Annotated in this window: 27 protein-coding genes and 1 pseudogene; 20 read left to right on the forward strand and 8 right to left on the reverse strand. The window is 52.5% G+C overall.

Going from position 1 to position 22365, the window contains the following annotated elements:
- Positions 1–106 precede the first annotated feature (106 nt).
- Positions 107–874 carry a DUF2637 domain-containing protein gene (locus HA052_RS04515; protein WP_166450971.1) on the forward strand — a complete coding sequence of 256 codons (768 nt, stop codon included), beginning with the start codon at positions 107–109 and terminating at the stop codon, positions 872–874.
- 86 nt (positions 875–960) lie between these two features.
- Here HA052_RS04515 and HA052_RS04520 read toward each other — a convergent pair whose 3' ends face one another.
- Positions 961–1359 carry a TraR/DksA family transcriptional regulator gene (locus tag HA052_RS04520; RefSeq protein ID WP_240937267.1) on the reverse strand — a complete coding sequence of 133 codons (399 nt, stop codon included), beginning with the start codon at positions 1357–1359 and terminating at the stop codon, positions 961–963.
- A gap of 70 nt (positions 1360–1429) precedes the next feature.
- A complete protein-coding gene (locus HA052_RS04525; RefSeq protein WP_166450972.1) occupies positions 1430–2356 on the reverse strand; it encodes a hypothetical protein in 927 nt (308 codons plus the stop codon).
- 518 nt (positions 2357–2874) lie between these two features.
- Here HA052_RS04525 and HA052_RS04530 point away from each other — a divergent pair.
- From HA052_RS04530 to HA052_RS04610, 17 genes are all read left to right on the forward strand, one after another.
- Positions 2875–3183, forward strand: coding sequence for a DUF5710 domain-containing protein (locus HA052_RS04530; protein WP_166450973.1), 309 nt, complete (start codon positions 2875–2877; stop codon positions 3181–3183).
- A 90-nt stretch (positions 3184–3273) separates the two neighbouring features.
- Positions 3274–3621: a hypothetical protein gene (locus HA052_RS04535; RefSeq protein WP_166450974.1), complete on the forward strand. Its 348-nt coding sequence runs from the start codon at positions 3274–3276 to the stop codon at positions 3619–3621.
- A 98-nt stretch (positions 3622–3719) separates the two neighbouring features.
- Positions 3720–5090, forward strand: coding sequence for an adenine nucleotide alpha hydrolase family protein (locus HA052_RS04540; RefSeq protein ID WP_166450975.1), 1371 nt, complete (start codon positions 3720–3722; stop codon positions 5088–5090).
- A 435-nt stretch (positions 5091–5525) separates the two neighbouring features.
- The gene (locus HA052_RS04545; RefSeq protein WP_166450976.1) at positions 5526–6242 is read left to right on the forward strand and encodes a hypothetical protein; all 717 of its coding nucleotides are present in this window, start codon (positions 5526–5528) and stop codon (positions 6240–6242) included.
- Positions 6220–6870 carry a hypothetical protein gene (locus tag HA052_RS04550; protein WP_166450977.1) on the forward strand — a complete coding sequence of 217 codons (651 nt, stop codon included), beginning with the start codon at positions 6220–6222 and terminating at the stop codon, positions 6868–6870. The genes HA052_RS04545 and HA052_RS04550 overlap by 23 nt, the downstream gene beginning before the upstream one ends.
- A gap of 110 nt (positions 6871–6980) precedes the next feature.
- Complete coding sequence (locus HA052_RS04555) at positions 6981–7631, forward strand: DNA/RNA non-specific endonuclease (protein WP_166450978.1); 651 nt, start codon at positions 6981–6983, stop codon at positions 7629–7631.
- Positions 7632–7641: 10 nt separating this feature from the next.
- Complete coding sequence (locus tag HA052_RS04560) at positions 7642–7905, forward strand: hypothetical protein (protein WP_166450979.1); 264 nt, start codon at positions 7642–7644, stop codon at positions 7903–7905.
- A gap of 2 nt (positions 7906–7907) precedes the next feature.
- Positions 7908–8531 (forward strand): SEN1982 family lipoprotein, encoded by a 624-nt coding sequence (locus HA052_RS04565; protein ID WP_166450980.1) that lies wholly within the window; start codon positions 7908–7910, stop codon positions 8529–8531.
- A 201-nt stretch (positions 8532–8732) separates the two neighbouring features.
- Entirely contained in the window at positions 8733–10460 is a 1728-nt protein-coding gene (locus HA052_RS04570) for a PRTRC system ParB family protein (RefSeq protein WP_166450981.1), read from the forward strand.
- A gap of 71 nt (positions 10461–10531) precedes the next feature.
- Positions 10532–10948 carry a PRTRC system protein E gene (locus HA052_RS04575; protein ID WP_166450982.1) on the forward strand — a complete coding sequence of 139 codons (417 nt, stop codon included), beginning with the start codon at positions 10532–10534 and terminating at the stop codon, positions 10946–10948.
- Between the two features lie 12 nt (positions 10949–10960).
- Positions 10961–11170, forward strand: coding sequence for a PRTRC system protein C (locus HA052_RS04580; protein WP_166450983.1), 210 nt, complete (start codon positions 10961–10963; stop codon positions 11168–11170).
- 121 nt (positions 11171–11291) lie between these two features.
- On the forward strand, positions 11292–12476 hold the full coding sequence (locus tag HA052_RS04585; RefSeq protein WP_166450984.1) for a hypothetical protein: 1185 nt from the start codon (positions 11292–11294) through the stop codon (positions 12474–12476).
- Entirely contained in the window at positions 12451–13176 is a 726-nt protein-coding gene (locus tag HA052_RS04590) for a PRTRC system protein B (protein WP_166450985.1), read from the forward strand. Before HA052_RS04585 ends, HA052_RS04590 begins: the two co-directional genes overlap by 26 nt.
- Positions 13177–13184: 8 nt before the next feature.
- A complete protein-coding gene (locus HA052_RS04595) occupies positions 13185–13787 on the forward strand; it encodes a PRTRC system protein A (protein WP_166450986.1) in 603 nt (200 codons plus the stop codon).
- Between the two features lie 70 nt (positions 13788–13857).
- The gene (locus HA052_RS04600) at positions 13858–14667 is read left to right on the forward strand and encodes a PRTRC system ThiF family protein (RefSeq protein WP_166450987.1); all 810 of its coding nucleotides are present in this window, start codon (positions 13858–13860) and stop codon (positions 14665–14667) included.
- Positions 14668–14782: 115 nt separating this feature from the next.
- Complete coding sequence (locus HA052_RS04605; protein ID WP_206118764.1) at positions 14783–15226, forward strand: VRR-NUC domain-containing protein; 444 nt, start codon at positions 14783–14785, stop codon at positions 15224–15226.
- 144 nt (positions 15227–15370) lie between these two features.
- Positions 15371–16741, forward strand: coding sequence for a DUF1173 family protein (locus tag HA052_RS04610; RefSeq protein WP_166450988.1), 1371 nt, complete (start codon positions 15371–15373; stop codon positions 16739–16741).
- Between the two features lie 405 nt (positions 16742–17146).
- On the opposite strand, the gene HA052_RS04615 is transcribed toward HA052_RS04610, so the two are convergent.
- The 4 genes from HA052_RS04615 to HA052_RS04630 all read right to left on the reverse strand — a co-directional run bounded on the left by HA052_RS04615 (position 17147) and on the right by HA052_RS04630 (position 19731).
- Positions 17147–17839, reverse strand: coding sequence for a hypothetical protein (locus HA052_RS04615; protein WP_166450989.1), 693 nt, complete (start codon positions 17837–17839; stop codon positions 17147–17149).
- A gap of 67 nt (positions 17840–17906) precedes the next feature.
- Complete coding sequence (locus tag HA052_RS04620; protein ID WP_166450990.1) at positions 17907–18251, reverse strand: hypothetical protein; 345 nt, start codon at positions 18249–18251, stop codon at positions 17907–17909.
- Positions 18252–18515: 264 nt separating this feature from the next.
- Complete coding sequence (locus tag HA052_RS27350; RefSeq protein ID WP_206118765.1) at positions 18516–18866, reverse strand: transposase; 351 nt, start codon at positions 18864–18866, stop codon at positions 18516–18518.
- Complete coding sequence (locus HA052_RS04630) at positions 18850–19731, reverse strand: KilA-N domain-containing protein (RefSeq protein WP_166450991.1); 882 nt, start codon at positions 19729–19731, stop codon at positions 18850–18852. The genes HA052_RS27350 and HA052_RS04630 overlap by 17 nt, the downstream gene beginning before the upstream one ends.
- 136 nt (positions 19732–19867) lie before the next feature.
- Between HA052_RS04630 and HA052_RS04635 the strand changes: the two genes are divergently transcribed.
- A complete protein-coding gene (locus HA052_RS04635; protein ID WP_277345068.1) occupies positions 19868–20476 on the forward strand; it encodes a recombinase family protein in 609 nt (202 codons plus the stop codon).
- A 79-nt stretch (positions 20477–20555) separates the two neighbouring features.
- Positions 20556–20771, forward strand: a pseudogene (locus tag HA052_RS04640) (DUF4158 domain-containing protein); the annotation flags it as partial.
- Positions 20772–21104: 333 nt separating this feature from the next.
- On the opposite strand, the gene HA052_RS04645 reads toward HA052_RS04640, so the two are convergent.
- Both HA052_RS04645 and HA052_RS04650 read right to left on the reverse strand, forming a co-directional pair.
- Positions 21105–21917: a hypothetical protein gene (locus tag HA052_RS04645; protein ID WP_166450992.1), complete on the reverse strand. Its 813-nt coding sequence runs from the start codon at positions 21915–21917 to the stop codon at positions 21105–21107.
- A complete protein-coding gene (locus HA052_RS04650; protein ID WP_166450993.1) occupies positions 21914–22339 on the reverse strand; it encodes a hypothetical protein in 426 nt (141 codons plus the stop codon). Before HA052_RS04650 ends, HA052_RS04645 begins: the two co-directional genes overlap by 4 nt.
- Between the last annotated feature and the right edge of the window lie 26 nt (positions 22340–22365).

Genomic DNA, 22365 nt, shown 5'->3' on the forward strand with positions numbered 1-22365 from the left:
TTACAAGTACCAACTATAGGTGGCCGGCCTTTATTACCTTCGGTGCAGAGTCCAGGAAAGTTGCCTCGAGACCTGAGCAATTTCATCCTTCGACAAGGAAAACGCCATGCATATAAAAAATCCGTTATCTGATGTGCTGAATTTCACGCGTAGTTACCCCGGGGTGGCTGGGATGGTCTGGCTACTAGCTTTCCTGGTGTCCAGTATCTTCGTTGTGCCCCGACATCTACCGGGCCTTGGGTTGCCGGAACTTGGCCTGACTGCAGTTTTGACCCTAGCCGTCGGCACGTTCCTGGTGCACTTACTACGCCAATACGATCTCGCCCTGCAAAAACGTATCGATGCTGGCGCCATAGCCCCTGTTTGGGAAGTGGATATCAATGATGTACGAGTTGGAGAGATTCGGGATGACTACTACGCCGCAATTAGACGCAGTGTGTTTTTTGACCTGCGAATCTATATGGCCCAATTCCTGAACCTGGCATCCGTAGTAGGAAAGCTGGGCGACAAGCTACTTCAGGTAATTCCAACAGGAATTTTCTGGTTGGCCGCAGGCTGCCTTATTTTCGCTCCCAAAACCTTCTTTGCTTCCATAAACGAGTTGCAAATGATAACCCCTGAAAGGCTTATGGTTTGGATACCGGCATTTGTGGGCTTGCTCCTACCGTTCGCCATGCTCTACTTCGTGTTCCATGCGTTGTTTGGCAGGGTGCCGGGGTATTTGAACCACTTTGACGTAGCGATAGGTGAGCGTGTGCGCCGCACCGTACGTTGTGCTGCCGAAGGGAAAATTCTCCTATACAGAATGGAAGTCAAACAACGCATCGACATCAATGAACTTGAGTATGTCAGGTCCCTGTTGGTGAAGCGCTGAGGCTAGGGAGCCGGTGCGGAAAGCTCTCTGACGAAGAGGCGGAAAATGCAACTAGGGGTGGCTATGCGCCACCCCGATCTATTTCATTAAGCGTATTGTCTTGAGACTCGCTCATGCCGCTCCTGTGCAGCAATCGTCAAAGTAGCAGTTGGGTTTGCCCAGAGCCTGGCTACGCCGATCGGTTCCCCTGTATTGCAGCAAAAACCAAACTCACCATCATCGATTCGTGCCAGGGCTGAAATGACCTTGGCCAGTTCGAAGGCATCACGATCGCGCAGCCTGAAGAGTCCGGTGCGTTCTTCTTCCTGAGTCGCACGGTCTGCAGGATCCGAGACGTTCTCATGTGCCCCCAACTGGTGGGCGTATTCGTCCAGATTATTTCGCAGTTCCTCCTTACGGATTTCCAGCCGGTGCCTGAAGGCTTCCAACTGCGCTGCATTCATGTAATCCGCATCACTCATCGACATCAACTGTTCAATGCTCAAGTTCGACATAATTTCCTCGCTTAATTTCAATTAATTGGCATTGATGCCTATAGGTATTCGTTAAGATAGCTTAGTGAAGAGGGCCCGCATGAGGCGCGAAACGATATGTTCGGTTGTATTTCACCGACTGGTTTCGGAGATAGCGCTCAAGCTCCTCAGCTCGCCAATTCGGGACAGTGATAGAGGCGACGTGGCGGCCGTCAACCTCAATGTCGTATTCGACAGAATAGGGGCCGAGCGATTCTCCCAGCCGCAGTTCGATAACAGCCCCTGGTTCACGCATACCAACCAAGTCCATTACAGCAAACGCGTTCACCATATTTTGGTTCGCCATGAAATTGCTGTAAGGGCTGGGAAAGCCTACGTAAGCGAGGGGCATCAGTTGATTTGGCCCTGGTTTATAGTGCAGGGACAGTAATCCGGAAATACTGCCAAGCTTCGGGTACGTCGCCTGGATGTCAAGACGGCAGTCACTCCCCTTGAGTACCGCGGCAGCCAGAAGCGTTGCACGATAGATGTAGCCGCCAAAGGCTTCCTCCACATCATCCACCGGGTCGAACGGGATGAGATGACTCATCGGAGTGTCCTCCAGGACGGAGACAGCAGCCTCCTGGCCAAGCCCATACACATCAACGGGATCCAGGGACGCTAGCTCCGTCACCGATTTAAGGTTCTCCACTAAGCAGAGCTCAGCATTGCCATCGAAGAGATCAGCGATCAGTGGACGCAGCTGCTCCACGGGAAGATGAAGATCCGCGATAGGGTTCAGCGACCACAGCACCACGGGCATGTACATAAGCGCCACCGACATGGGCTTCCCACCAACGGTGAGTTGCACCATGTCCAACAGGGACAATGTGCTTACATCGAACTCTTTATTACCGATGCCATAACGAGCATTGAACCAGTCATGGTCGGCCTCCTTCAATTTGCTCAGGATCTGCGCGCGGGTAACAAGACCTTCGCTCACCTTGAGCTGCTTGTCATTTTTGGACATAGCGTCTCCACAGTTTTCCATCTTGATGGGTACCATTTGGGGCAGGTGGCCAGCGCTTCTAAAGTGGAGGCTATCCTGTTCACCCTCAGGGTTTCAGATCCGAGACTACGTGGGGGCAGTCTAAATTCAAGGGGGCGAATGAGGCCGAATCTAAAATGCGGCTTGTATAAGATGAAAGTACGACATAAGATATGAACGTCTTTTGTGCGGCAGCTCTCCGCCTTGTCAACGAGCATGTCAACCAGGTCTTCGCACCTATCCTTTTCCACCAGTGGAACTTTCCACTTGGTGTGGCGCTGTAGAAACCAGTGCCATTTTGCCATCAAGTCACATAGTCAACTTCAACCTACAAGCCTACTTTGGCATGGAGGGTGACTATGTCATCGACAAACTCAATTTTCAGCTCTAAGAAGGCGCCGAACTCCGGCGTTGGTATGAGCTGATTATCTATGAATTACCAACCCGCGCGGGACTATCTCCCGCAGGGGAGGTGCCTGCGCATAACCAAGGAAGCAACCATGCGCACGCACCGTCGTGTTTATGACCAAAAAGCCTACCGTGCCGCAATTCTCCGCGACCTCCAAAAGCAACTTAACCTTTCAACTGACCCTGGTGTTCGTGAGAACCTGAAAAGCCAGATTAATCAACATCTGCAGCAAGATCGGGAGTGGGAGCTCAGTTTCGGCCGCAGCTACGTTACGCCTCTCAAGGTTCCCTATTCGGAACGCTTTGAGGCCCAGAAATTGGGGGCAGTCCGAAATAGGGAGCTGAAGCGGTGGGAAGTCCCTCCGCACAAGGCCCTACGCCCTTTCCTTCGTTGGATGTAGTTATGACATAGCCCCGCCGCCATTAAGGTGGCGGGGCTAGCACTTTGCATGTGTGGTTTATTCACACATGAGCATTTATGGAGGTTTCAGATGAATATCATTTTGACCAAGATTCGTACAACCCGAGGAGGCTTCGTTTTTGTAGATAAACGAGAGCTAGATGTCGAACATCGCATACAGCTGCGTTTGTACAACAAGTGCGGAGCACGCGTAAGAGGTGAATTCACATCCATTCATCGGGAGAATCTCGATCCTGATGGCACGAAAACTGCAATCTTAAACCAAGGTACTTCTATTTTGGGGCCAAATCTTTGTGGCTATGCCAAGAAAGCCTACGTCAAACGAGAGATATCTCGCCTGAAACAAGACCTGGCTGACTATGAAATAACTCAAATCGATGGCCAGTGGTTTGGCCTACCGAAGAGGAGAGCCCTTTAACTAGCAATTCTCTAACCCACAGTTAAACCCAATCTACCTTTAACCTTGCAGTCTTTCCCTGTAGGGAAGGACCAGGCGAATTAACCAGGAGACACCTCATGACTTTTCCCAGCGTTCTAAGCAGCATCAAGGCTCTACCGAGTCAGTATGCGTTGCCAGGTGATCCACCAACTGACAAGTATCTAGTGCCCTTATCTGGCGGAGGTGACAGCTCAGCGTTGGCAATAGTACTAAAGCTTCTGTATCCCAAAGTGAATTTTGAATACATCTTCACGGATACCAAAGCCGAAGAAATTGAAATTTACAGTACCCTGGACAAGCTTGAATTATTTCTTGGCAAGCCGATCACCCGCATAGTTGGGGAGAAGGGTTTGTACGACCTGATTGATACGTGGGGGGGGTTTCTTCCCTCAGCTACAGACCGATGGTGTACTCGTGCACTTAAACTTGAACCGTTTCGGGAGTGGCTCAAACGTTACGACGGAATCCAGAAACACATGTTTGTGGCAATTCGGGCCGATGAAAGCAGCAGGTTAGCTTTTACAATCGAGGAAGTCTCAACAGAAATGCCGTTCATAGAGATGGGCATTTCCAGAGAGCACGTGTATTCGATTCTTCAAGAAACGATCGGAATTCCAAAGTACTACGCACGCCGTACTCGCAGTGGCTGCAGCGGATGTTTTTATCAGCGACGATCTGAACGTACTGGTCTACTGCAGGCGGAGCCGATTGAATTTCGTCGAGTAATGTCGTACGAGAAACTTGCTCCAGTCGATGAAGGTAGGCATTTGCCAGCACCTTCGCTTACGGAAGAAATAGGCATTGCACTGAACTGGATGAGCTTGCCATTGCCGACCAAAGACACGATACCTGGACGCGTAAAGCGTCAGCGCAGCTTATCACTTATTCCTGAAAATGGCATATTTGTTGGGGCTGAGTTCTTCTTTGATGGCTGGCAGTTCGGGCAAAGCTTCATTTGGCACAAGCGCATCGTATCGTATTCTAGCTCATTGGCTGGGATCAAACGTCAGTTGCAAGGGCGTTTCGCCCATCTCCTGTCCACCTACGAAGCACTGCATCTGCACAGTGCAGATGAAGTACGCAACCAGGCTAGGTTTGCTATTTATTACCTGCAGGCCCCGAGCGAAGTTTTCGATCCGTCCGGGCCAATAAGTAAGGCATCATATACTTGGCATAGTGGCGAATCGTACAAGCAGATGGAGCATATCGTCACTTGGTCGACACGAATGCTACACGCCGAAGGTATGCGACAGCAGATGAAAGAATACGACGGAACCCCGATATTGTCATGGGAGCATGAGCAGCAGCTACTCAACCACTCTGCACTAAACAAGGTATCTGGAGAGACTGGGGTGATGATCAACTCCATGTGGTTCACCCCTGAGGAGGTGGCCGTCGAGGATGAGTTTGATGAAAAGCGCACCCCATGCCCAATGTGCCAGATCTAGTAAGCACCTGAAACTTTGGCATTTGCGGCTCACCAATTTTTTGAACATTTATCAACCCGCAAGCCCTCGAGTTGCCTTTACGGCGATCGAGGGCTTTTTCATGCCTAAAGACTTGTAATTAGCCCAAAATCTTGCTGATTCGCGAGTGAACTGCCTCCAGCTAGTCAGGTAGCATCCAAATCATGCCGATTATCATCCAATTTTTTATGCTCATTGCCATCACCACCCACATTGTTTGGCCGGGGCTCATCAAAACTGTGCGCAAGGCAGGGCCCAAAGCGCAGTTCATCACCATCTGGGCCGCGGCCATCTTAACGCTTCCTATGTGGTGGTCCTTTGCCAGCAGTGCCCCCGGGAAGAGCCTAGTAATGTTTGCTGGTGTCATTGTATTTGCCGTGCTACTCCTCCTCTCACGATCGATTCGAAAGGGTTCCAATGGGTCTCAAGGGTCTGTTTAGCCTTACTTTTTCAGGCACCCGTCTGTCCGCAGCCGACATTGTTCACAACGATGAGACCTTCCAAAACGATCAAGTACAGTTTGCGCGGATGCTCGCCGTTTTATCGGATATTGGCCTGACAAAAAAACAGATACACCAGATTCAGAAACGTACTGGGTTGTCCTCTTCTAGAATCCTCCACGTTCAACACCGTGCTATCGATGCTTGGAACTTCATCCTGGAGCGGACCGATGAAAGCGGTTACGCCGGCGGCGCCGATTCGATCGCAGCGACCCTGTTGGATTCACGCCTATATCAAGTTCCTCCCGCTGATGATCCGAACGCATTTCTTCAAATCGAGCCAAGTGCTCACCAGTTCTATGCGGAAGTAGATCCCGACGGAGGCTCTGGACTAGTTTCACTGACTCAACCCCCTATCCCTGGTAGTGCTCTTGATCGGGGGCTTGTGGCCGAAGCGGCCGTGAGTGATGGGTCCGCCCTGATGCTGATCCATCCTCCTGGTCGGCCTTTCCTTGAGGTCTATGAAGAGGAGGGGATCGGCACAGTCGTGTCACATGGAAGGCTTGTTCATCAGAGCGTCGTAGACGGTTCCCTTGTCCAGCAGTTTGAGATTGGGGCTCCTAATGATGAAGACCTTATCTACTCTGTGAGTCCCCATATGGAGAAAGATTGTGAAACTGAAAGCATTCTCTAAACTGTCCATTCTGGCCGTAACCCTGAGTTCCTCAATGTACACAAACGCGGACTCGGGCGTCAGCAGCATTTCCGCCGGCATCTTCCGGCCCACAATGTCTTCAGGCCAATTTTTCTGTAATCAGGACTATCGCCCATCGATTATGGTCACCCAGCAAGGGGACTCGAGCCGACCAGGAATGATCTTTATCGGCTTAGCTTCTCCCAGAGAAGACCAAGCATACTTTTGGACGGACAGGGGATGGCAGAGGTATTTCGGGGGACTATATCCCCCCATTGGAATTTATCGCGACCAAATGCCTTCCTCAGGTAAGTTTGTCGTTCCACTACCAGGTGATGAGTTCACCAATGCAGGTTTCGAAGGATGGAAACTGATGTCCGGATACGGGATCTACACGGCTGAAGCTGAATCAAACATTACCCTACGGCGACAAATATTGAATGAAGCCAAGCCAGCGCGTGTCGCGGCAGGGACTTGGCACAGCGAGTACGACAGCGATGACCGCCCCATCTGGGCCTATGTGCAAAAGAACATGACGGACAAGGCCCAATACCATCAGATCGCCATCCTTCCAGCCTTAAGCTGCCAGGCGCAATGGGAAGCAAGTCACCCTAGCCGTGGCAAGTAGGCATGTTAGCCGAGGGATCTAAGCCGGAGACCATTCCGGCTTTTTTGCCGCCTAGATTTTAGAACGGTGTCTGCCACGATGCATCCATTGCACCAAGAACAGGACCAACCATGAAACGCATTCTTCTCCTTGCTACCAACTGCTTGATGCTAGTTGGTTCTGCATTTGGCCAGCCTAGCTCGTGCCCGGCTCACTTTGCCGGCGGCCAGGCTCCTGAACTGACGAACAGCCGACTGAGCCCCCGTACACAAGAGCTGTGCTTTGAAGCCTTTTCCTCCTTGCATAGTGGCGTCACCAAAAGCAGTCTCTACTCGGCCGAATTCCTGAACCGTGCTCGCATCGAGGCGGCACGCAGCCTCAAGCGCCGAAATAGCTTCCACCCTGAAGACCAACTACGTACCGGTGATCGTGCCGAGCTCAAAGACTACAGCCGAAGCGGGTACGACCGTGGTCAGGTGCTTGTTCCGACAGGTATCTTCAAGGCCATTTACGATCCTACTAAGAGAATGGGCGCCGCGTATGTTGTGAAAAACGCCCCAGGGATGGATTACCAAGTCTTATCGCTCGAAGAGCTCGAGACGCGTGTAGGTTTGAATGTGTTTCCTGTTGTGCCAACCGCCTCAAAGCGCAGTAAACTCTCGCTCCCGGAGCCCAAACCGAGCGGATATGCCGGTAAGGGGCAGAAAAATCCCAAACTCCCTGATGATCGGCAGATCTTTCGCAGCGCCTACTATCTGAAAAAGTTGATCAACCTGCACTGAGGACACATTGATGAAGGACCTTTTTGAGCCGTTTGCTAACGAGGCCGACTCGCTTCTTCTCGGTGACATGAATATTGAGAACCGCGTTGATCGTGTAGCGATGTATGGTTCCGCGGTCGTGACCAAAGACAAGGCAGGCCTTGTTCTTGCCAAGGAGCTGCACACTCTCCTTAGCAATGTGATAAGGGCGTTGGAATCGGAGAAAAACCTGCCTGATGCCATCACGGTGATAGAACCGTATACCGTAAAAAATCCCTTTGATGAGACCAACTAAGAATGAAACTTCTGTCCCATTTTTCGCTACCTCTAATATTGACCGCAACCCTGGCCGGCTGTAACTCAAGCAAACCTGACGAACAGCTGAAGCTGGCCCTCAACAATGGTTTGGCTGATGAAAAACCACTTTGCGTAGAGCTCCCCAGTGGCGCGTCCTTTGAGCGTGTTCAGCTCTTCGCTGATAGCCACCCAGGCAGTCAAACCTTTAAGGACGTGGATGCCAAGGCACTGGCGCCATACAAGGCGCTTGAATCGGTCGGTCTGATACATGCCAAGGGCACCCAGCAAGAACCATCTAAGTCCGGCGTCAAGAATTTCGCCCTCTTTGAGCTGACTCCAGAAGGGAAGAAATATCAGCCGAAACCTGGTGCAGGCAAGCTTTGTTATGGAGCCGGCGAAGTTACTCAAGTCATAGAGATATCCGATGTGAAAGAGAGCTCCGCCGGTCCAAAGGTAAATGTGACCTTCAAATATCGCATGGTCGTGAAGGCCGACTGGGCGAAACTTCCGCAGATCAAAGAGGCGTTTGGGATCCCTGAGTTGGTCTTTCAGAACAATGAGCGCGGGCCACTGACACTCCCTGTTTTTAAGGTCGAATCGGGTTGGTCTAATAAACCAGCATAATTCAGCTTAATCCGGGGGCGACTAGTCGTCACGCTCAGTAATTTCAGGTCCTTTCTATGTTGACGACTAGCTCCCTACGCCAGATAATCTAAGTACATCTAGCAGTACCAGCGGGTTTCATCCTGCCTTTCAACCGTCTTTCCCACCCTTGGGGGCCATGCCCCTTCAGGGCATGCTCCCCTCTTCATCTGGAGCAAGCCCATGACAGCACCACTTCCACCAGAAGCAACCCTACATTCATTGGGGCATCAGAAGGTAAAGTGCAATCGTATACGCCGCGGCCGTAATCCCCGTACCTATTTTGATCCAGCCGAAATGGCTGAGTTGAAGGAGGGGATTCGTGCAGTTGGCTATCTGATCCACCCCATCACTGTTCGTCCTGTCCCAATCGATGCCAACGGCACTGACCTGGAACTGGTCGCCGGCGAAAGGCGGTGGACAAATTTCTGCGAGCTTTTCGGGCCGAACTCTGAGCTCGACGCAAACGTCCTGATCCTTTCTGACGAAGAGGCGGACCTCATTGCACTCATTGAAAACGTCCATAGCGCCAAAATGAGCCCTACCGAAGAAGCAGAAGCAGCCCATAAGCTGCTCATGCGGTACCAGGATCGGGACGAAGTGGCGTTGGCCACTGGTTGGCCTAGAAGTATGGTCGATCGGCGCCTGGCGTTGATGCAATGTATTCCTGAGGTACGCTCAGCACTTACAGAGAGGAAAATCAAACTCGGACACGCCGAGTTGCTTGCGATTCTGGATGCTGAAAAGCAGCCTGCTGTACTCGCCCGGGTGCTTGAAAAAGATTGGTCAGTCGGTGTCCTCAAGAATAACCTGATGAGCATCACACAGAAGCTCAGCGTGGCAATTTTTGATAAAGCAGATTGTACCAATTGCCGACACAACTCTTCGTTGCAGGCGGCGCTCTTTGCCGAGAACATTGGAGATGGTAGCTGCTCCCACCCGTCATGCTATCAGCAAAAGACCATAGGTCGGCTTGCCGAGATCAAGGCGGAACTCGAACAAGAGGTTCAGCGAGTGGAGTATCTTGAGCCTGGTGAGGGGAAAACGATACCTATTAAGTTGGTATCTTCCGGCGCCCGAGCTGTTGGCGAGGTGCAGATGAATGCCTGCCGCAGTTGCGCCAATTATGGAGCAACTGTTTCTGCGCAGCCGGCTTCGATGGGGGTCATTGAGAGAGAAATCTGTTTCGATTCCCAATGCCATACATTGAAGCAGGGCGAGTACCTGAAAGAGATGAAAAGTAAAATTGATTCTCAGAAGGGGGTAAGCTCGCAGACAGGCGGATCAGGTACTAAGCGTTCAGCTGACAAGGGGGGCACTTCAGCCCCAAGAGTCGCAAAAGCATCGTCGACACGACAAGCAATCAAGGATCATGTCGAAAAAACATGGCGCCGGATTGCTTTTATGTTGACAACCGCCAACTCAGCAACCTCTGCCAACTTTCTTACTTGGTTGACCCTAACAGGGAATATCCGTCATTTCGACAGTAACAGATTCCGCGAAACATATACCAAGCTTACGCAGCAGAAATTCTCCTCTACAGAAGAACCATCTGCCGGCATGGCCATGTTCGGGGAAATCAGCCCTGAGGTGTTCAACAAGCTGCGCGATGTGATGGCCGGCTATGCTCTGCACCAACTTGAAATACGGCATGTTCGTAATCTTCTGTCATACCTTCAAGCAGACCTGACGCAACTTTGGAAAGTCGACAAGGCATTCCTTGAGCTGCTCACGGTTGCCGAGATCGAAGCCTACTGCAATGAAGTCGGCCTTGGAGATGTGATCACCCAAGAAGCACTGAAAAAACTTCTTACGGGTAAAAAGAGCGCCATAGTGGAAGCCCTTCTCACATTCAGCGGTACTCACCTCGCAGGGAAGGTTCCAGCATTTTTCGACTTTACTAAAAAGTAAGCCTCCGGGCTTTTTCAACCTGCCTCATCTTCCCCCTAGGGAGAGCGAGGCAACTTCTTTTAGGACTCATCATGATTTTTTCCAATCTGCAGCCCTTGCTGCAAAGCACAGATCTCACTCTGAAACTCAGCGCTTCTGGCGACGACATCACTGTTGTAGTTGTTCCGAAGGTTAAGGATATCGGCAGTGCGTTGGCAACTCCGCTATCCCTCACGGCTACGGCCGCTGAGCTGGATGCAGGTTTTACCAATATTGTTGCTCAATATGCGGGGTCGCGCAGCTCATTGGCTGAGCAGTTGGAAGCGTCCAAGCTTGTGATGGAGGCCGCCGGCAAAACGGCGGTCGAGAACGCAAGTAAGAAAGCTGCTGAGAATGCTTCCAAGCCAATGCCACCGGTATCAAAAGGTGGTGAAGGTGAAGGGGCAGAAAAGTCGGCTAATGACGCAAATCCGCAGGCCGCGGTTGGTGGCCTTGGCGATCTTTTCTAAAGGATGAGAATCATGGCTATCAAAACCATAGTTCTTAAGCGCACGTTCAAGTATGGCTCTATCAACCTGCCCGACCCTGGTTCGAACCTATCGATAGAACAAGTGTTGGATACCTATGCCGCCGCTTACCCCGAATTGATCACGGCTGTTGTCGAAGGCCCGGTCGAGAAAGGGGGAGTGTTGGTCTACGAGTTCCGTAAAGCAGTAGGAACGAAAGGCTAATCATGGAATCGCCGCAGGAGTCACTCCGGCGGCGGCTCCAGGCCGTCGTCGACTCTGACATGCCACATCCGCTTAACGGCCAGGGTGGCTTTTATCTAACCAAAGATGAGGAGGCCCCCAAATGGGAAGCCCTGACTTCATTATCAACCAAAGAGAAGTTATCCCACCCATTGGTATTACCTTTGGGAATGGATGTTCTGCTCCCATAATCCCGAAGTTAGGTGAAAACTTTGTCCCCAAGGTCACACTTGGGACAGGGCTCGAAACCAAACGAAGGGAATATGCATTAATTGCTCTTTCCATGTTAGACCGACCCGAGATGTCCAATCTCGCAGAGATCAAGGAAGTTTTCGAACCGGATATCCTGGAAAAGCTTCTACAACATTGGCTCGAGCAAACACATTTTTCCTATTGGGGGGGGTGTTTCCTCTTCGAAGACATCAAACCTTATCTCCCCGGCGATGATGACGATGACTATCAGGATGAAGCAGAGGAAGTGGATTGCAAACCTGAGGCTAAGCATTGGCTTGGGTTGTCCCTTCCGAACCTGGGATTTATTAACATTGGCAGAGCAGTTTCCGCCATTCATACGCGCATCCCCGTGCTGGCATATGTGCTAATGAGTCTCCTTGAAGAAGTTGTCGAAAAAGGGCCGTTCCTCGTCACTCCTCAACAGTTACTATTTCGTACCCAAAGCTTACATTGGTACGGGGAGGAAGATGAGGAAATTGCACTAAATGAGCAACTCCACTACGCAAATACGGAGGCCGCAAAAGAGGTTGTCCGAGAGGATATGGTGAAACTCAAGGACTTCACCGATTCGATACCGCGCTATGCACTTCATCCAGCTCGACTGGAGAAACTCCACTTGAAAAGAAGCTACCAAAAAGACATCAAGTGGATACGGCACAAGCACTGGTGGAACTTAAGTATCTCTGGATCAAAACCTATCGACAAACTTTGTAATCGGGTTTTACCAACCCTGAAAGCGATCTTCACCCTCCTAAACGAGGGGGCCTGCTTTCCAGGGCTACTTGATTGTCGTTTTGATCTTTGCGTAGAGCCTTCTGCTGTACTTACCTGGGATGATGGCTTACTCGCAAGGCGTATTGAGGACGACATCTACGAGGGAGCGCGAAACGGTAATGGAATGACGGATTACCTATGTTGCTGCCCGATCACTACTCCCAACGATCTCATCAGAAGTCTTGATGAATTTCAACTTGGCTTTCGGCTCCTTGCGGAGACCGAGAATCTTCTAAAGCTCCTGAAGGAATTTCATGACACAACCAAGTGCAAGTGTTAGAACTGCTTTGGATTCTGTTTACCCAGATTCTGCAATTATTCTTTACCGTTCCTCGCACCGAGGTCCGATAAGGTTTGCATTGGAGCATTCCATTCAGGAAGGCCAGAATGGAATAGAACTGGGTGCAGGCATTCCTTTGACCATGGAGAGCATTGCGAAAGCACTGCACGACTTGGCTGAGGAAAATGGCGTAGGTTCAGGCTACTTGCCAGAGAATGTTCTGGCTCGATCTCCGTCTCAGCTGTGCTGGTGGTGCCCACCCGGGCGCCGAACCTTGTTTGTTCGAGGAAAGGACGAGAAGCAAAAATCCTTTTCTGTGAGCCACCCCGGGCTGGTATTCAAAGCCACCCCTGGTGATTTATTTGCTCTGGCTATCAAAGGAAATACTCGGCCTGGCCCTGATACAGAATGCTTCGAGTCTCCATTCTTCAATGTTTGGAAAGGCGGGCGGATGTGTCAGGGAAACGTTGAGTACCCAGACGGAACGCTCATCGAGCGGATCAAATCATGGGAAAGCAGCTTCTTTGACACACTGTTCACTCATTCCAACGCCTTTGATGCAGTCAAGTACGATGGTGGATTGGTTGGGCTGTGGAATGACCTAGTCACCGGTGTAATTGATACCATCCCCGAAACGGTGTTGGTTCCCGTCCTCAAGAAGGGTGGATGCCCATTGACGGTAGCTAGCTTTGTTGATTAGGAGATCTCATGCTCAACCCAATCGATAAGGCTCTACAGCAAGCCGTACCAACCATCATGGTGCCGGCACATCAGGAACTTTGCCCCATGCAAGATTATGGGCATAGGTATCTGATAGCGGCCGATGGCATCTGGGTCGAAGTCCTCCGGCCATGGCTTCATGCAACTTGGCCGGTAGCCCTTCAGTCTTCTGTAGCAATGCCTTATGGAACGCTGTCAAGGAAAGTGAAGTTTTCTTTCCAGAAGCTACCGATCGACCTAATCTCACGCTTTTGTGCCGAAGCACGTGCGGCGAGTCCAGTCGAGCATGGCACCTGGATTACCTGGAATGGTCAATCTGGGGAGTTTAGATATCGGGGGCTTGACATCACCCATGCCAGTGAAGATGAACTGAACTACATTCGTCCAGTCCTTGATGAAGATGAATCCTTAGTTTTGGATCTACATTCACATGGAGAAGGAGGAGCGTACTTCTCCCCGAAGGATAATCGGGATGATGCCGGCGAGGTCAAAATTGCTGGATGTATCGGCCTTTGCGACCAAAGCATTCAAGAGCAGGCGTACAGGCTTTGCCTGCTTGGAATCTTCATCCCTATACCTGGCCCCAAGTAGTATTCTGGGGCTTCATCAAACCCGCTGGGGACCATCCGGCAGGATGGCTCCAGCATTTTCTGGAGTCATCATGCACCAACACCAAGTCAGTCACCGTCTTCAGGGCGAAGTTACAGTATTTCTCGTCGGATGCGGCGGCACCGGATCGCAGATTCTCACCGGATTAGGCCGTCTTCATACGTCCTTGCTAGCCCTTGGTCACCGCCACGGTCTCAAAGTCATCGTTTACGATGAGGACAATGTGAGCGAGGCAAATGTCGGCAGGCAACTCTTTTACCCACAGGACGTTGGTCAGAACAAAGCAACCGTCCTAGTGACAAGGGTTAATGCGGCCTTTGGCACCAGATGGCAAGCTATGCCCTGCAGGTTTACTGAAGGTACTAGTACAAACCATACTTACGGTGCGAAAATCGTGATTGGTTGTGTTGATACGCGGGCCTCCCGCAGAGCAATCCTGGGATACTGTCGTCGGGTTCGAACGGATTACTGGCTCGATCTTGGTAACCGTGCAGGCGATGGCCAGGTAGTTCTGGGAGAACCTCTAGGAAATCAACAAAAGGACTGGCATATGCGATTACCCACTGTGGTTGAGCTATTCCCGTCCGTGCTGGAAGAAGATGCTCCTGAGGATGACCTCCCATCCTGCAGCCTTGCAGAAGCTTTGGAAAAGCAAGAACTCTTCATCAACCAGGGGATCGCAACGCATGGTCTTCAACTATTGTGGACTATGTTCCGCCGCGGTGCGTTAGACCACTCAGTTATTTTCGTTAATTTGAACACCGGACGCGTAAACCCCCTTCCGATTGACAGGGAAGTGTGGAAGCGCTTTGGTCACCGTACGTATCGCAAGCCACCTCAAAGAAAGTTGAACACGGCTTGAATGTCAACCAAACAAGGCGCCTGTTACGGCGCCTTTTTTTATTTTTACCCCTCTTGAAAATTAGTTTCGATGACATAGGCTCTCACAATCTTTTTTGCATTTTTGTGAGGCTTTGATGTCTGGAACTCCTAGGATCAGTTCAACTGATTTCAAAAATCTCAACTGTAAATCAATGGGTGCACAGTTGGTCAGAAAGCGCCAAACTGAAGAAGAAGATCTACAAATGGCTTGTGTCAGTTGGGTCGAACTGCACCTCCGTGTGTATCCCATCCTAAAATGGATGTTTCATACACCTAACGGCGGAAAGCGCTCTAAAGCTGAAGCCGGTCGCTTCAAGGCAATGGGGGTAAAATCAGGTGTACCGGATCTCCTATTGAACGCACGTTGTGGGAAATGGGCCGGCTTTGCGATCGAGCTTAAGTCGAGCACGGGGGCCGTAAGTGATGACCAAGTTGAGTGGATACAGCATTATTCTGCCGAGGGATATCTGGTCATCCTTGAATGCCGGACCATTGATGCATTCATCACTGCAGTAAAGCGTTTCCTCAGTGGAGTCTAGGGCACTATATCAAACCCAACTATGCCCAAATTCTCAATCCAACAAGGTATAACCCACTGAAATAGCCAAAAATTTGGGCGATTCGCGTCTGGCATTCCAAACAACTAAACGTCAAAATTGAGTATCCGCTATAAGGAGCCTACCATGACCGGAAGTATCCACAGCTATCGCCTGGGCAGCATAGACTTTACTCTACAAGACATCAAAACCGACAAAGATGGGCTTCGCGCACGCCTGATCAAAGCCAAGGAGGATCAGCGCTACCCTCTGTGCTTGTGCCATACCCCTTATCCATCAGTTGTAATTGTTCAAGCAGGCCAAGATGTCCACCTTCGTGGCTTTCCAAACCTTGGTCATCTCCATAAGTTGAACTGCGACCACTACCGGCCAGACCCCTCTAAAAGTGGTGCCGGCCAGTATGAAAAGGCTATTCAGATAAAGCCTAATGGATACGTTGATTACAAGCTTTCCTTCCCTTTGAGTATAAAAGTCGGTGAAAGTGCTTCAGAAGACGAACCAAGAGCCAGATCCGGCACTGATACAAAAAAACGTGGCGTTATTGGCCTTCTAGGACTTCTTCATGATTGGTGGGCACGAGCTGAGTTGGATCACTATTCTCCCGCACTTGTAATACGGCGTCAGTGGGACTTAGACTGGGACAATGACGTTGCACCAGCACTGGCGCAGGAAATAGCTACTACGGCTTTTGGATCACGATCTGCTGAGCAAGTCGTTTATATTGCCCATCGTCCCAGAAAGTCCAAGAGCACAATCTCGGATGATCAGAGTAGGGAAAAGGAGAATCTCTGGGCCTTGTTTAGAAATCGCCTTGCAACAAAATCTGAGGAGCAGCCTCAGGGGATTATAGTTGGAAGGGTAGACTCGATTAACGATGCCCGATTTGGTGGAAGAATTAAAGTAGTTGGGTTGAAGGACAATTTATGGCTCGACACGTCAGGACTCAATCGCATCCGTCGGTCATTCCCCACAGAGATCGCCGTTCTCGATCGTCTTGCACCACATAAGCCTGATTTATTAAATGCCATCAATGCTCTAAGCAAAGGAGACCCCAAACCTATCAACCAGGTTAAGGCTTCATGGCCTGGTGAGGTTATTGGTATATTCCTTGTTAAGGAAACAGCGAAAGGACTTCTACAAATTCAAAGAGCAGGGCTCATGGCGACCTCACGAAATTTCATTCCAGTTGATTCAACTTATGAATTAGAAGTTGCGCATGCACTGGTCTCCGAAAAGCGCCGATTCATGAAGCCTTTGCGCTACGAAGCTGGAACGAGCATACCCTTTGCAGACTTCATCCTTCTCGACACGCCCCACGAGGTATACATGGAAATCTACGGCATTACTGACGACATGGGCTACGAGGCTCGCAAGCGCGAGAAGCGAAATGAATACAAAGCCGCGGGTGTTGAGTGTTGGGAATGGACACCATCAGAATCCAAAACCTGGCCACCTTTTCCCCCATCAAAATGGGCGAAACAATCCGAGATATGTTGAGCAAGCTTACTCCAAAAATAGCACAGTAGTGGTTGGGGCATCCCCTGCTCAGAATCTGGAACTTGAACACCGCTCAGGCAGTAGCAATTCTATCGGCCTATGGCGTACCATGTCTTTGCCTTTAATTTAATAGTGGGGAGGTTCTATGGGAGAAGCAAAACGGCGAGGTGCGATCGCGGATCGTGCTAAACAGGCAAGAGCACGCAAGGAAATTCCGATTAAGGGGTTTGGGGAGCAATGGAACAGAAACTGCACTTAAGCCCCTCGTGGGAGCAAAGCTGCAATTTGAGGCCACTACATGACGATGCCTTATTGATGGTTTCGTGCGCTCGCTCGTACTCTTGCGGGGTAAGCCGGAATCCTCGAAATTTCCGTCAGTCAGATGTTAGGCGGACAATGTTTGGGCTACTGCCCGGCTGCAGGGATAACCGGAGGCTTTGCTGCGCGCTTTAAAATTTCAGTCACAAGCTCTGGCTCGCCGGCATCAGGTAGGAGGAGCTTCCTATCTGGTGCGACATGCTCGAACGTCTCGGCCAACACCCCCATGTCATGCCCTAAGCTGCTTGATAGTGAGGTGGCTTTTAGCAGCCCGAAGCGGGCTCCGGCTGTGACTTCATCCATCCTTTGCCTTGTAACGGCCAGATTCGAGCGTAACATCACAATTGCGTCGATTGCTCCCGTTCCCATGACCAGCACCTTCGCCCCAAGGCTGTCGGTGAAAGGCATTTGGCGAGGCCTGTATGCACTCATGTCCAGGCTCTCATCTACATGCCCACCAGCGTTTAGGCTGACGATAGCCGCATCGACAAGCTGCTTTGAATTCATCAGGCCACAGGCCACATCGACCAGCTCGGCCGCAATGAGTGTCTTGAGCTTTTCTACCTGGTCGGCCTGTTCCTGTGCAGCCTTGGATCTGTCATTGGCCCGATTGATCCAGTTGCCCAACAAGAGCGCGGCGCCACCGAACAGGGCGCCGGCGAGACCGGCAGCAGCAGCTCTATCTTGCTCACTACATATCAAGATGTACCATCCGCCAGCGACCAAAACTACAAACAGCACCAGATCGATGTGGTTCATGATGCAGCTCTTGATGGTCATTGCTTTTCCTTGGTCGATGGTTACATCCTGGGCGCGTGCGGTTCCGCAGCACGTGCCTAATGGATAATTATTCTTCGTTGAATGCCACGTAGAGTTGGTTGCCCACGTCAAACAGCACGCCGATCAGGGTTTTCTTGGCGATGTCTTCGGCCACCCGGCACGCTTCGGCATAGTCGGTAAAGCGCAGCGCTGTCTCCGGCGACCTCACGTAGGCGCGGAAGGTCTGGTCGTTTCGTTCTTCAATCGTGGCAAGGTAATCGTCCTGATCCGGGTTGTGGATGACGTAGCCCATGTACTTGCTGTCTGGCGGCAAGCCCAGTTCCTGGATCAGGTCGGCGACCGGGATCTCCCGGCGCTCTCTGGCTTGTTTTGCCCGCTCTGCGGTCGAGCCGCGTCGTTTTGCCTCACCCATCTGTCCCCTCAAAAAATGCCAGTTGGCGCTGGCTGGTCATCACAGCGGTTCGGTCCACTGCGTCCAATGCAACGCTCGCCCGCCGAGTCGGTGTGCCAGTTGCTGAATCTCATCGATGCCATAGCACTCGATGGGCGGCTCTGGCCGGCCAGCTGTGTCTGCTGAATGGCAAGCATTCAGCCATGCTCGCTCGCGTTCATACGCAAGGCTCACAACGCCTTGAGTAGTAGCTTTCGTTCGCTGTCGCTTAATCCCTCGATCGGCTCACTCGTCGTCGCCGTCTTCATAGGACAGGCTTTCCGGGTAGAGCTCGGTGATGTTCGACAGCATGGTCTGAATCACGTCGAGCGCTTCACGCAATTCGACCGCCTGCATCTCGAGGTCGCTGGCCAGTTCGAAGAACTCGGCTGCCTGCTCATCGGATTGGTATTGCTGGACGGCCATGCCGAGCTGGTACAGCTTCAGCACTTCATCGCGCAGCGAGGGCGAGTCCGGGTTATCGGAATCGGCCAGCGCGTGCCGCAGACGGTCCACCGCATCTATCGTGCTCAGGATGGCCGGAGTGTCGAGGCCATCCTGCACCGTGCTCCATTCGTCGTCAGTTAGCCTGGCCATTCTCATCCTCTCCTTGGTGGGTCGATTGGGAAGCGGGTAATTGTCCTTGCATCTGGTTTAGCTGCTTGATAGCCGGCAGTCCGACCAGGGAGCGCATCTGCGTGATGGCGATCGCATTCAGTTGGGTCAGGCGTTCCTGCGCCGGTAGCCCCTGGTGGATCAGCACAGCGTTGATACTCTCCAGGTTGGACAGTACGACCAGCTGCTCGAGCGTGGCAGTGTCACGCATGTTACCGGACTGGCCAGGATTAGCCTGCCGCCATTGAGCGGCCGTCGTGCCGAACAGTGCGACGTTGAGCAGATCGGCCTCGCTGGCATAGACCGTCACCGTCTGCGTCCTGGACAGTTGCGGAGGGATCAGCCGTTCCTTGATGGCGTCGGTGTGGATGCGGTAATTGACCTTGGCCAGGGTGCGTTGAAAGTTCCACTCCAGCGAGGTGGCGCGCGCCTCCTCATCCTTGAGCCGCTGGAACTCCTTGATCAGGTACAGCTTGAATTCCGGGCTGAGCCAGGAACCAAATTCGAAGGCGACATCTCGATGTGCGTAGGTGCCGCCGCCCCGGCCGGCCTTGGCGTATAAACCGATGGCTCCGGTAGCGTCGATCCATTTCTTCGGCGACAGCGAGAAGCTGTTCAGACCGGCCTGACTCTTAAACCTCTCGAATTCGATAGGGTTAAACGCCGGGTTGTTGATCTGCTCCCAAATCCCGAGGAACTCGATGGTGTTGCGGTTGCGCAGCCAGTTGTAGAGGATGCTTTCATCACCGAAGCGCTTCACCATGTCGGTCAAGGAGATGTAGTCCTGCTCATGGCGGGTGGTGATGGCAACAACAGTGCCGTGTACGGTGACGCTGCGGTTCTTCATTGATCGGCCCCAAGGCTGTCGGGAAACACATGTTTTACGACACGGGGCGCGAATGGTCAGAAGTCCCGTGCACAACCCGCCTAAAAATGTGCGGAAAACTCTGTCGTCATGGTATAGCATACGGAAATCTTTCGCTATGGGTTTTCCGCACATGCTTGTCGGCTACATGAGGGTATCGTCCGACTCCGACCGCCAGTCTACCGACCTGCAGCGAGATGCGCTGCTGGCCGCTGGCGTTGACGAGCGGCACCTGTTCGAGGATCACGCCTCCGGCGCCAGGGACGACCGCCCCGGTCTGGCCAAGGCGCTGGCCTACGTCCGGCCGGGGGACGTGCTGGTCGTCTGGAAGCTGGACCGTCTCGGCCGTTCTCTGTCGCATCTGATCACCATCGTGAACACGCTGAAGGAACGGCAGGTGGCCTTCCGCTCGCTCACCGAAGGCATGGACACCACCACGGCGTCGGGCGAGCTGCTGTTCCATGTGTTCGGCGCACTGGCGCAGTACGAGCGCGCGCTGACGCGCGAGCGCGTGGTCGCAGGCCTGGCTGCCGCCAAGCGGCGCGGGCGCACTGGCGGGCGGCCGCCGGCTATCGACAGCGAGAAGCTGGAAACGATCCTTGCCGCCCTCGATGGCGGGATGTCGAAGGCGGCCGTGTGCCGCAATTTCGGCGTTAAGCGCACCACACTGATCGAAACCCTTGCCCGGATCGAGTGGGCAGGACCGGGGAGTGCAAACCCCGAGTAGACTGCACTCCGCATCAGCCGGACGCCGAGCGGCCGCCCTGCGGCAAAAGATGTTGTCGTCACCAAGAAAGTGAAGATCGATGCCTGTCGGATTTCTCACCCAAGAACAGCGCGACGGCTTTGGCCGGTATGTCGGTCAGCCCAGCCGTGAAGAACTCGAACGCTATTTCCATCTGAGCGATGACGACCACAAGACCATTGGGTCTTTGCGCGGCGATCACAACCGGCTCGGCTATGCCACCCAACTGACCACGGTGCGCTACCTTGGCACGTTCTGTGACGAGTTCTCGTCCGTCCCGCAGATCGTACTGCACTCGTTGTGCCGGCAGCTGGCCATCCCCGATTCAGGGGTAGTAAGCCCAAACCCCAGATTTTTTTGTCAGCCCAGATCCAGCTCCGCCACCAACTCATCCAGATTGATGAGCTTGCCCTCGCTATGGAAGGTGTAATGCCCATTGAGCAGGATGTGAATCACCCCCTTGAGGGTTGGCAGGGATTCTCACGGTCTACGTATGTGGCGTATAACAATCTCGCTAGCAAGCCTGTATTGTAAGGCTTCTACGATTGTTATATAACACCTTAAGATATAATAATTTCAGTCAAAGACACATCAATTCCGCACGGCTGACTCAGCCGCCCCTCGCCAGGGTATGAACGAACAGCTCTGCCCATTTGAGCGCGTCGTAAACCAGCGGCTTCAGGATCGGTTTTGTACCGTGTACGTCGCCCATTTTCGAGCGCAGGCTTTGCATTACGTACGCACCCTGATTGAGCGCGCCTTTGAAGTTCTCGCGCAACGGCTTGAGCCCCGCTTCCTCCCAGCCGAGTTCGCGTAATTGGGTGTCAATATGCTCGATCACCTTGTGAGCATCCAGGGCTCGGTTGCAGCGTTGCTGGAACGAGTCGGCAGTAGGGTCACCTAGACCCGCACTGTGGTAGATCGAGGCAGTGACCGTATCTACTGCGCCGCAGGCCGCTGAGATAGCACCACCAAGGTCGCCATCGCGGAACCGCTGACCGGCTTTCACAAGATCGGCGTGGAACCCTTCCGGTAGTGCCGCCAGGTCGGCCGGATCGAACAGCTCGATCGGCAGCAACGTATTATCGATCCACTGCCAACCCAACCGCGCCAGGTCGCTTTCCAGTTTCGGCAACAGATCTGGCTTATGGCGCAATGTCTCTTCGGCGGTGAGGCACATGAATCGGCGCTGTTTATCGTCCGGCATCTGCGCCAGCACCTGGTCGACCGCCGCCATCAGCACGCCCTTCGCGGGCCGAACCGGCTTTCCATCCTTGCCAGGACGTTCATCTACATCTGCAAGTTTGGACGTATCCATTCCTGCAAGCGCGGCGGTTGCCTTGATTTGGTGGAAGGTCAGGCATTCGAGGCCGTCACGAATCGCCCCCCAGGCATCGGAACAAATCCTGCTTGGCTGATTCATCCGTCGAACCTTCCACTTCCTTGGACCCCTTCCAGGCCAAGTATGGCATCGCTCCGAGCTATCAACGATTCAATCGTCTGAGTCTTGATTTCCGGCGCGAGTGCCAGGATGGCGTCGAGGGCCTTGCGCGATTTGGTCAGTTGCCTATCGAGTCTGTCGAGCTCATCGCGTTGAGCCGCCGACGGCGAGCTGTCTCGCCAGTGATTAAGTTGCCGCGCAAAGACGGGCAGCAGATCCCTGGTTTCCCCGAACGCCAACAACACTCGGTCGATGGTGACGTCGTCCATTGAGCCAGGGCGAGCATGTGCTCGCTCCAGGTTGTCCAACTGCTGTTGGAGACTTGCCAGTTGGTCGTCCACGACGCCGGCAATCATCGGTAGCATCGATAGCGGTTGGAGATTTGGTTTGCGGGCAGACTGCATATCGGCTCCTTTTATAGGTAGGCGGC

Source organism: Chromobacterium fluminis (genome assembly GCF_011602385.1).
Taxonomy (GTDB): Bacteria; Pseudomonadota; Gammaproteobacteria; order Burkholderiales; family Chromobacteriaceae; genus Chromobacterium; species Chromobacterium fluminis.

Bases quoted from the DNA above. Each gene is read 5' to 3' on its own strand.
- HA052_RS04515 (WP_166450971.1), top strand. From the start codon at position 107: ATGCATATAAAAAATCCGTTATCTGATGTGCTGAATTTCACGCGTAGT.
- HA052_RS04525 (WP_166450972.1), bottom strand. From the start codon at position 2,356: ATGTCCAAAAATGACAAGCAGCTCAAGGTGAGCGAAGGTCTTGTTACC.
- HA052_RS04530 (WP_166450973.1), top strand. From the start codon at position 2,875: ATGCGCACGCACCGTCGTGTTTATGACCAAAAAGCCTACCGTGCCGCA.
- HA052_RS04535 (WP_166450974.1), top strand. From the start codon at position 3,274: ATGAATATCATTTTGACCAAGATTCGTACAACCCGAGGAGGCTTCGTT.
- HA052_RS04540 (WP_166450975.1), top strand. From the start codon at position 3,720: ATGACTTTTCCCAGCGTTCTAAGCAGCATCAAGGCTCTACCGAGTCAG.
- HA052_RS04545 (WP_166450976.1), top strand. From the start codon at position 5,526: ATGGGTCTCAAGGGTCTGTTTAGCCTTACTTTTTCAGGCACCCGTCTG.
- HA052_RS04555 (WP_166450978.1), top strand. From the start codon at position 6,981: ATGAAACGCATTCTTCTCCTTGCTACCAACTGCTTGATGCTAGTTGGT.
- HA052_RS04560 (WP_166450979.1), top strand. From the start codon at position 7,642: ATGAAGGACCTTTTTGAGCCGTTTGCTAACGAGGCCGACTCGCTTCTT.
- HA052_RS04565 (WP_166450980.1), top strand. From the start codon at position 7,908: ATGAAACTTCTGTCCCATTTTTCGCTACCTCTAATATTGACCGCAACC.
- HA052_RS04570 (WP_166450981.1), top strand. From the start codon at position 8,733: ATGACAGCACCACTTCCACCAGAAGCAACCCTACATTCATTGGGGCAT.
- HA052_RS04575 (WP_166450982.1), top strand. From the start codon at position 10,532: ATGATTTTTTCCAATCTGCAGCCCTTGCTGCAAAGCACAGATCTCACT.
- HA052_RS04580 (WP_166450983.1), top strand. From the start codon at position 10,961: ATGGCTATCAAAACCATAGTTCTTAAGCGCACGTTCAAGTATGGCTCT.
- HA052_RS04585 (WP_166450984.1), top strand. From the start codon at position 11,292: ATGGGAAGCCCTGACTTCATTATCAACCAAAGAGAAGTTATCCCACCC.
- HA052_RS04590 (WP_166450985.1), top strand. From the start codon at position 12,451: ATGACACAACCAAGTGCAAGTGTTAGAACTGCTTTGGATTCTGTTTAC.
- HA052_RS04595 (WP_166450986.1), top strand. From the start codon at position 13,185: ATGCTCAACCCAATCGATAAGGCTCTACAGCAAGCCGTACCAACCATC.
- HA052_RS04600 (WP_166450987.1), top strand. From the start codon at position 13,858: ATGCACCAACACCAAGTCAGTCACCGTCTTCAGGGCGAAGTTACAGTA.
- HA052_RS04605 (WP_206118764.1), top strand. From the start codon at position 14,783: ATGTCTGGAACTCCTAGGATCAGTTCAACTGATTTCAAAAATCTCAAC.
- HA052_RS04610 (WP_166450988.1), top strand. From the start codon at position 15,371: ATGACCGGAAGTATCCACAGCTATCGCCTGGGCAGCATAGACTTTACT.
- HA052_RS04615 (WP_166450989.1), bottom strand. From the start codon at position 17,839: ATGACCATCAAGAGCTGCATCATGAACCACATCGATCTGGTGCTGTTT.
- HA052_RS04620 (WP_166450990.1), bottom strand. From the start codon at position 18,251: ATGGGTGAGGCAAAACGACGCGGCTCGACCGCAGAGCGGGCAAAACAA.
- HA052_RS27350 (WP_206118765.1), bottom strand. From the start codon at position 18,866: ATGGCCAGGCTAACTGACGACGAATGGAGCACGGTGCAGGATGGCCTC.
- HA052_RS04630 (WP_166450991.1), bottom strand. From the start codon at position 19,731: ATGAAGAACCGCAGCGTCACCGTACACGGCACTGTTGTTGCCATCACC.
- HA052_RS04635 (WP_277345068.1), top strand. From the start codon at position 19,868: ATGGGTTTTCCGCACATGCTTGTCGGCTACATGAGGGTATCGTCCGAC.
- HA052_RS04645 (WP_166450992.1), bottom strand. From the start codon at position 21,917: ATGAATCAGCCAAGCAGGATTTGTTCCGATGCCTGGGGGGCGATTCGT.
- HA052_RS04650 (WP_166450993.1), bottom strand. From the start codon at position 22,339: ATGCAGTCTGCCCGCAAACCAAATCTCCAACCGCTATCGATGCTACCG.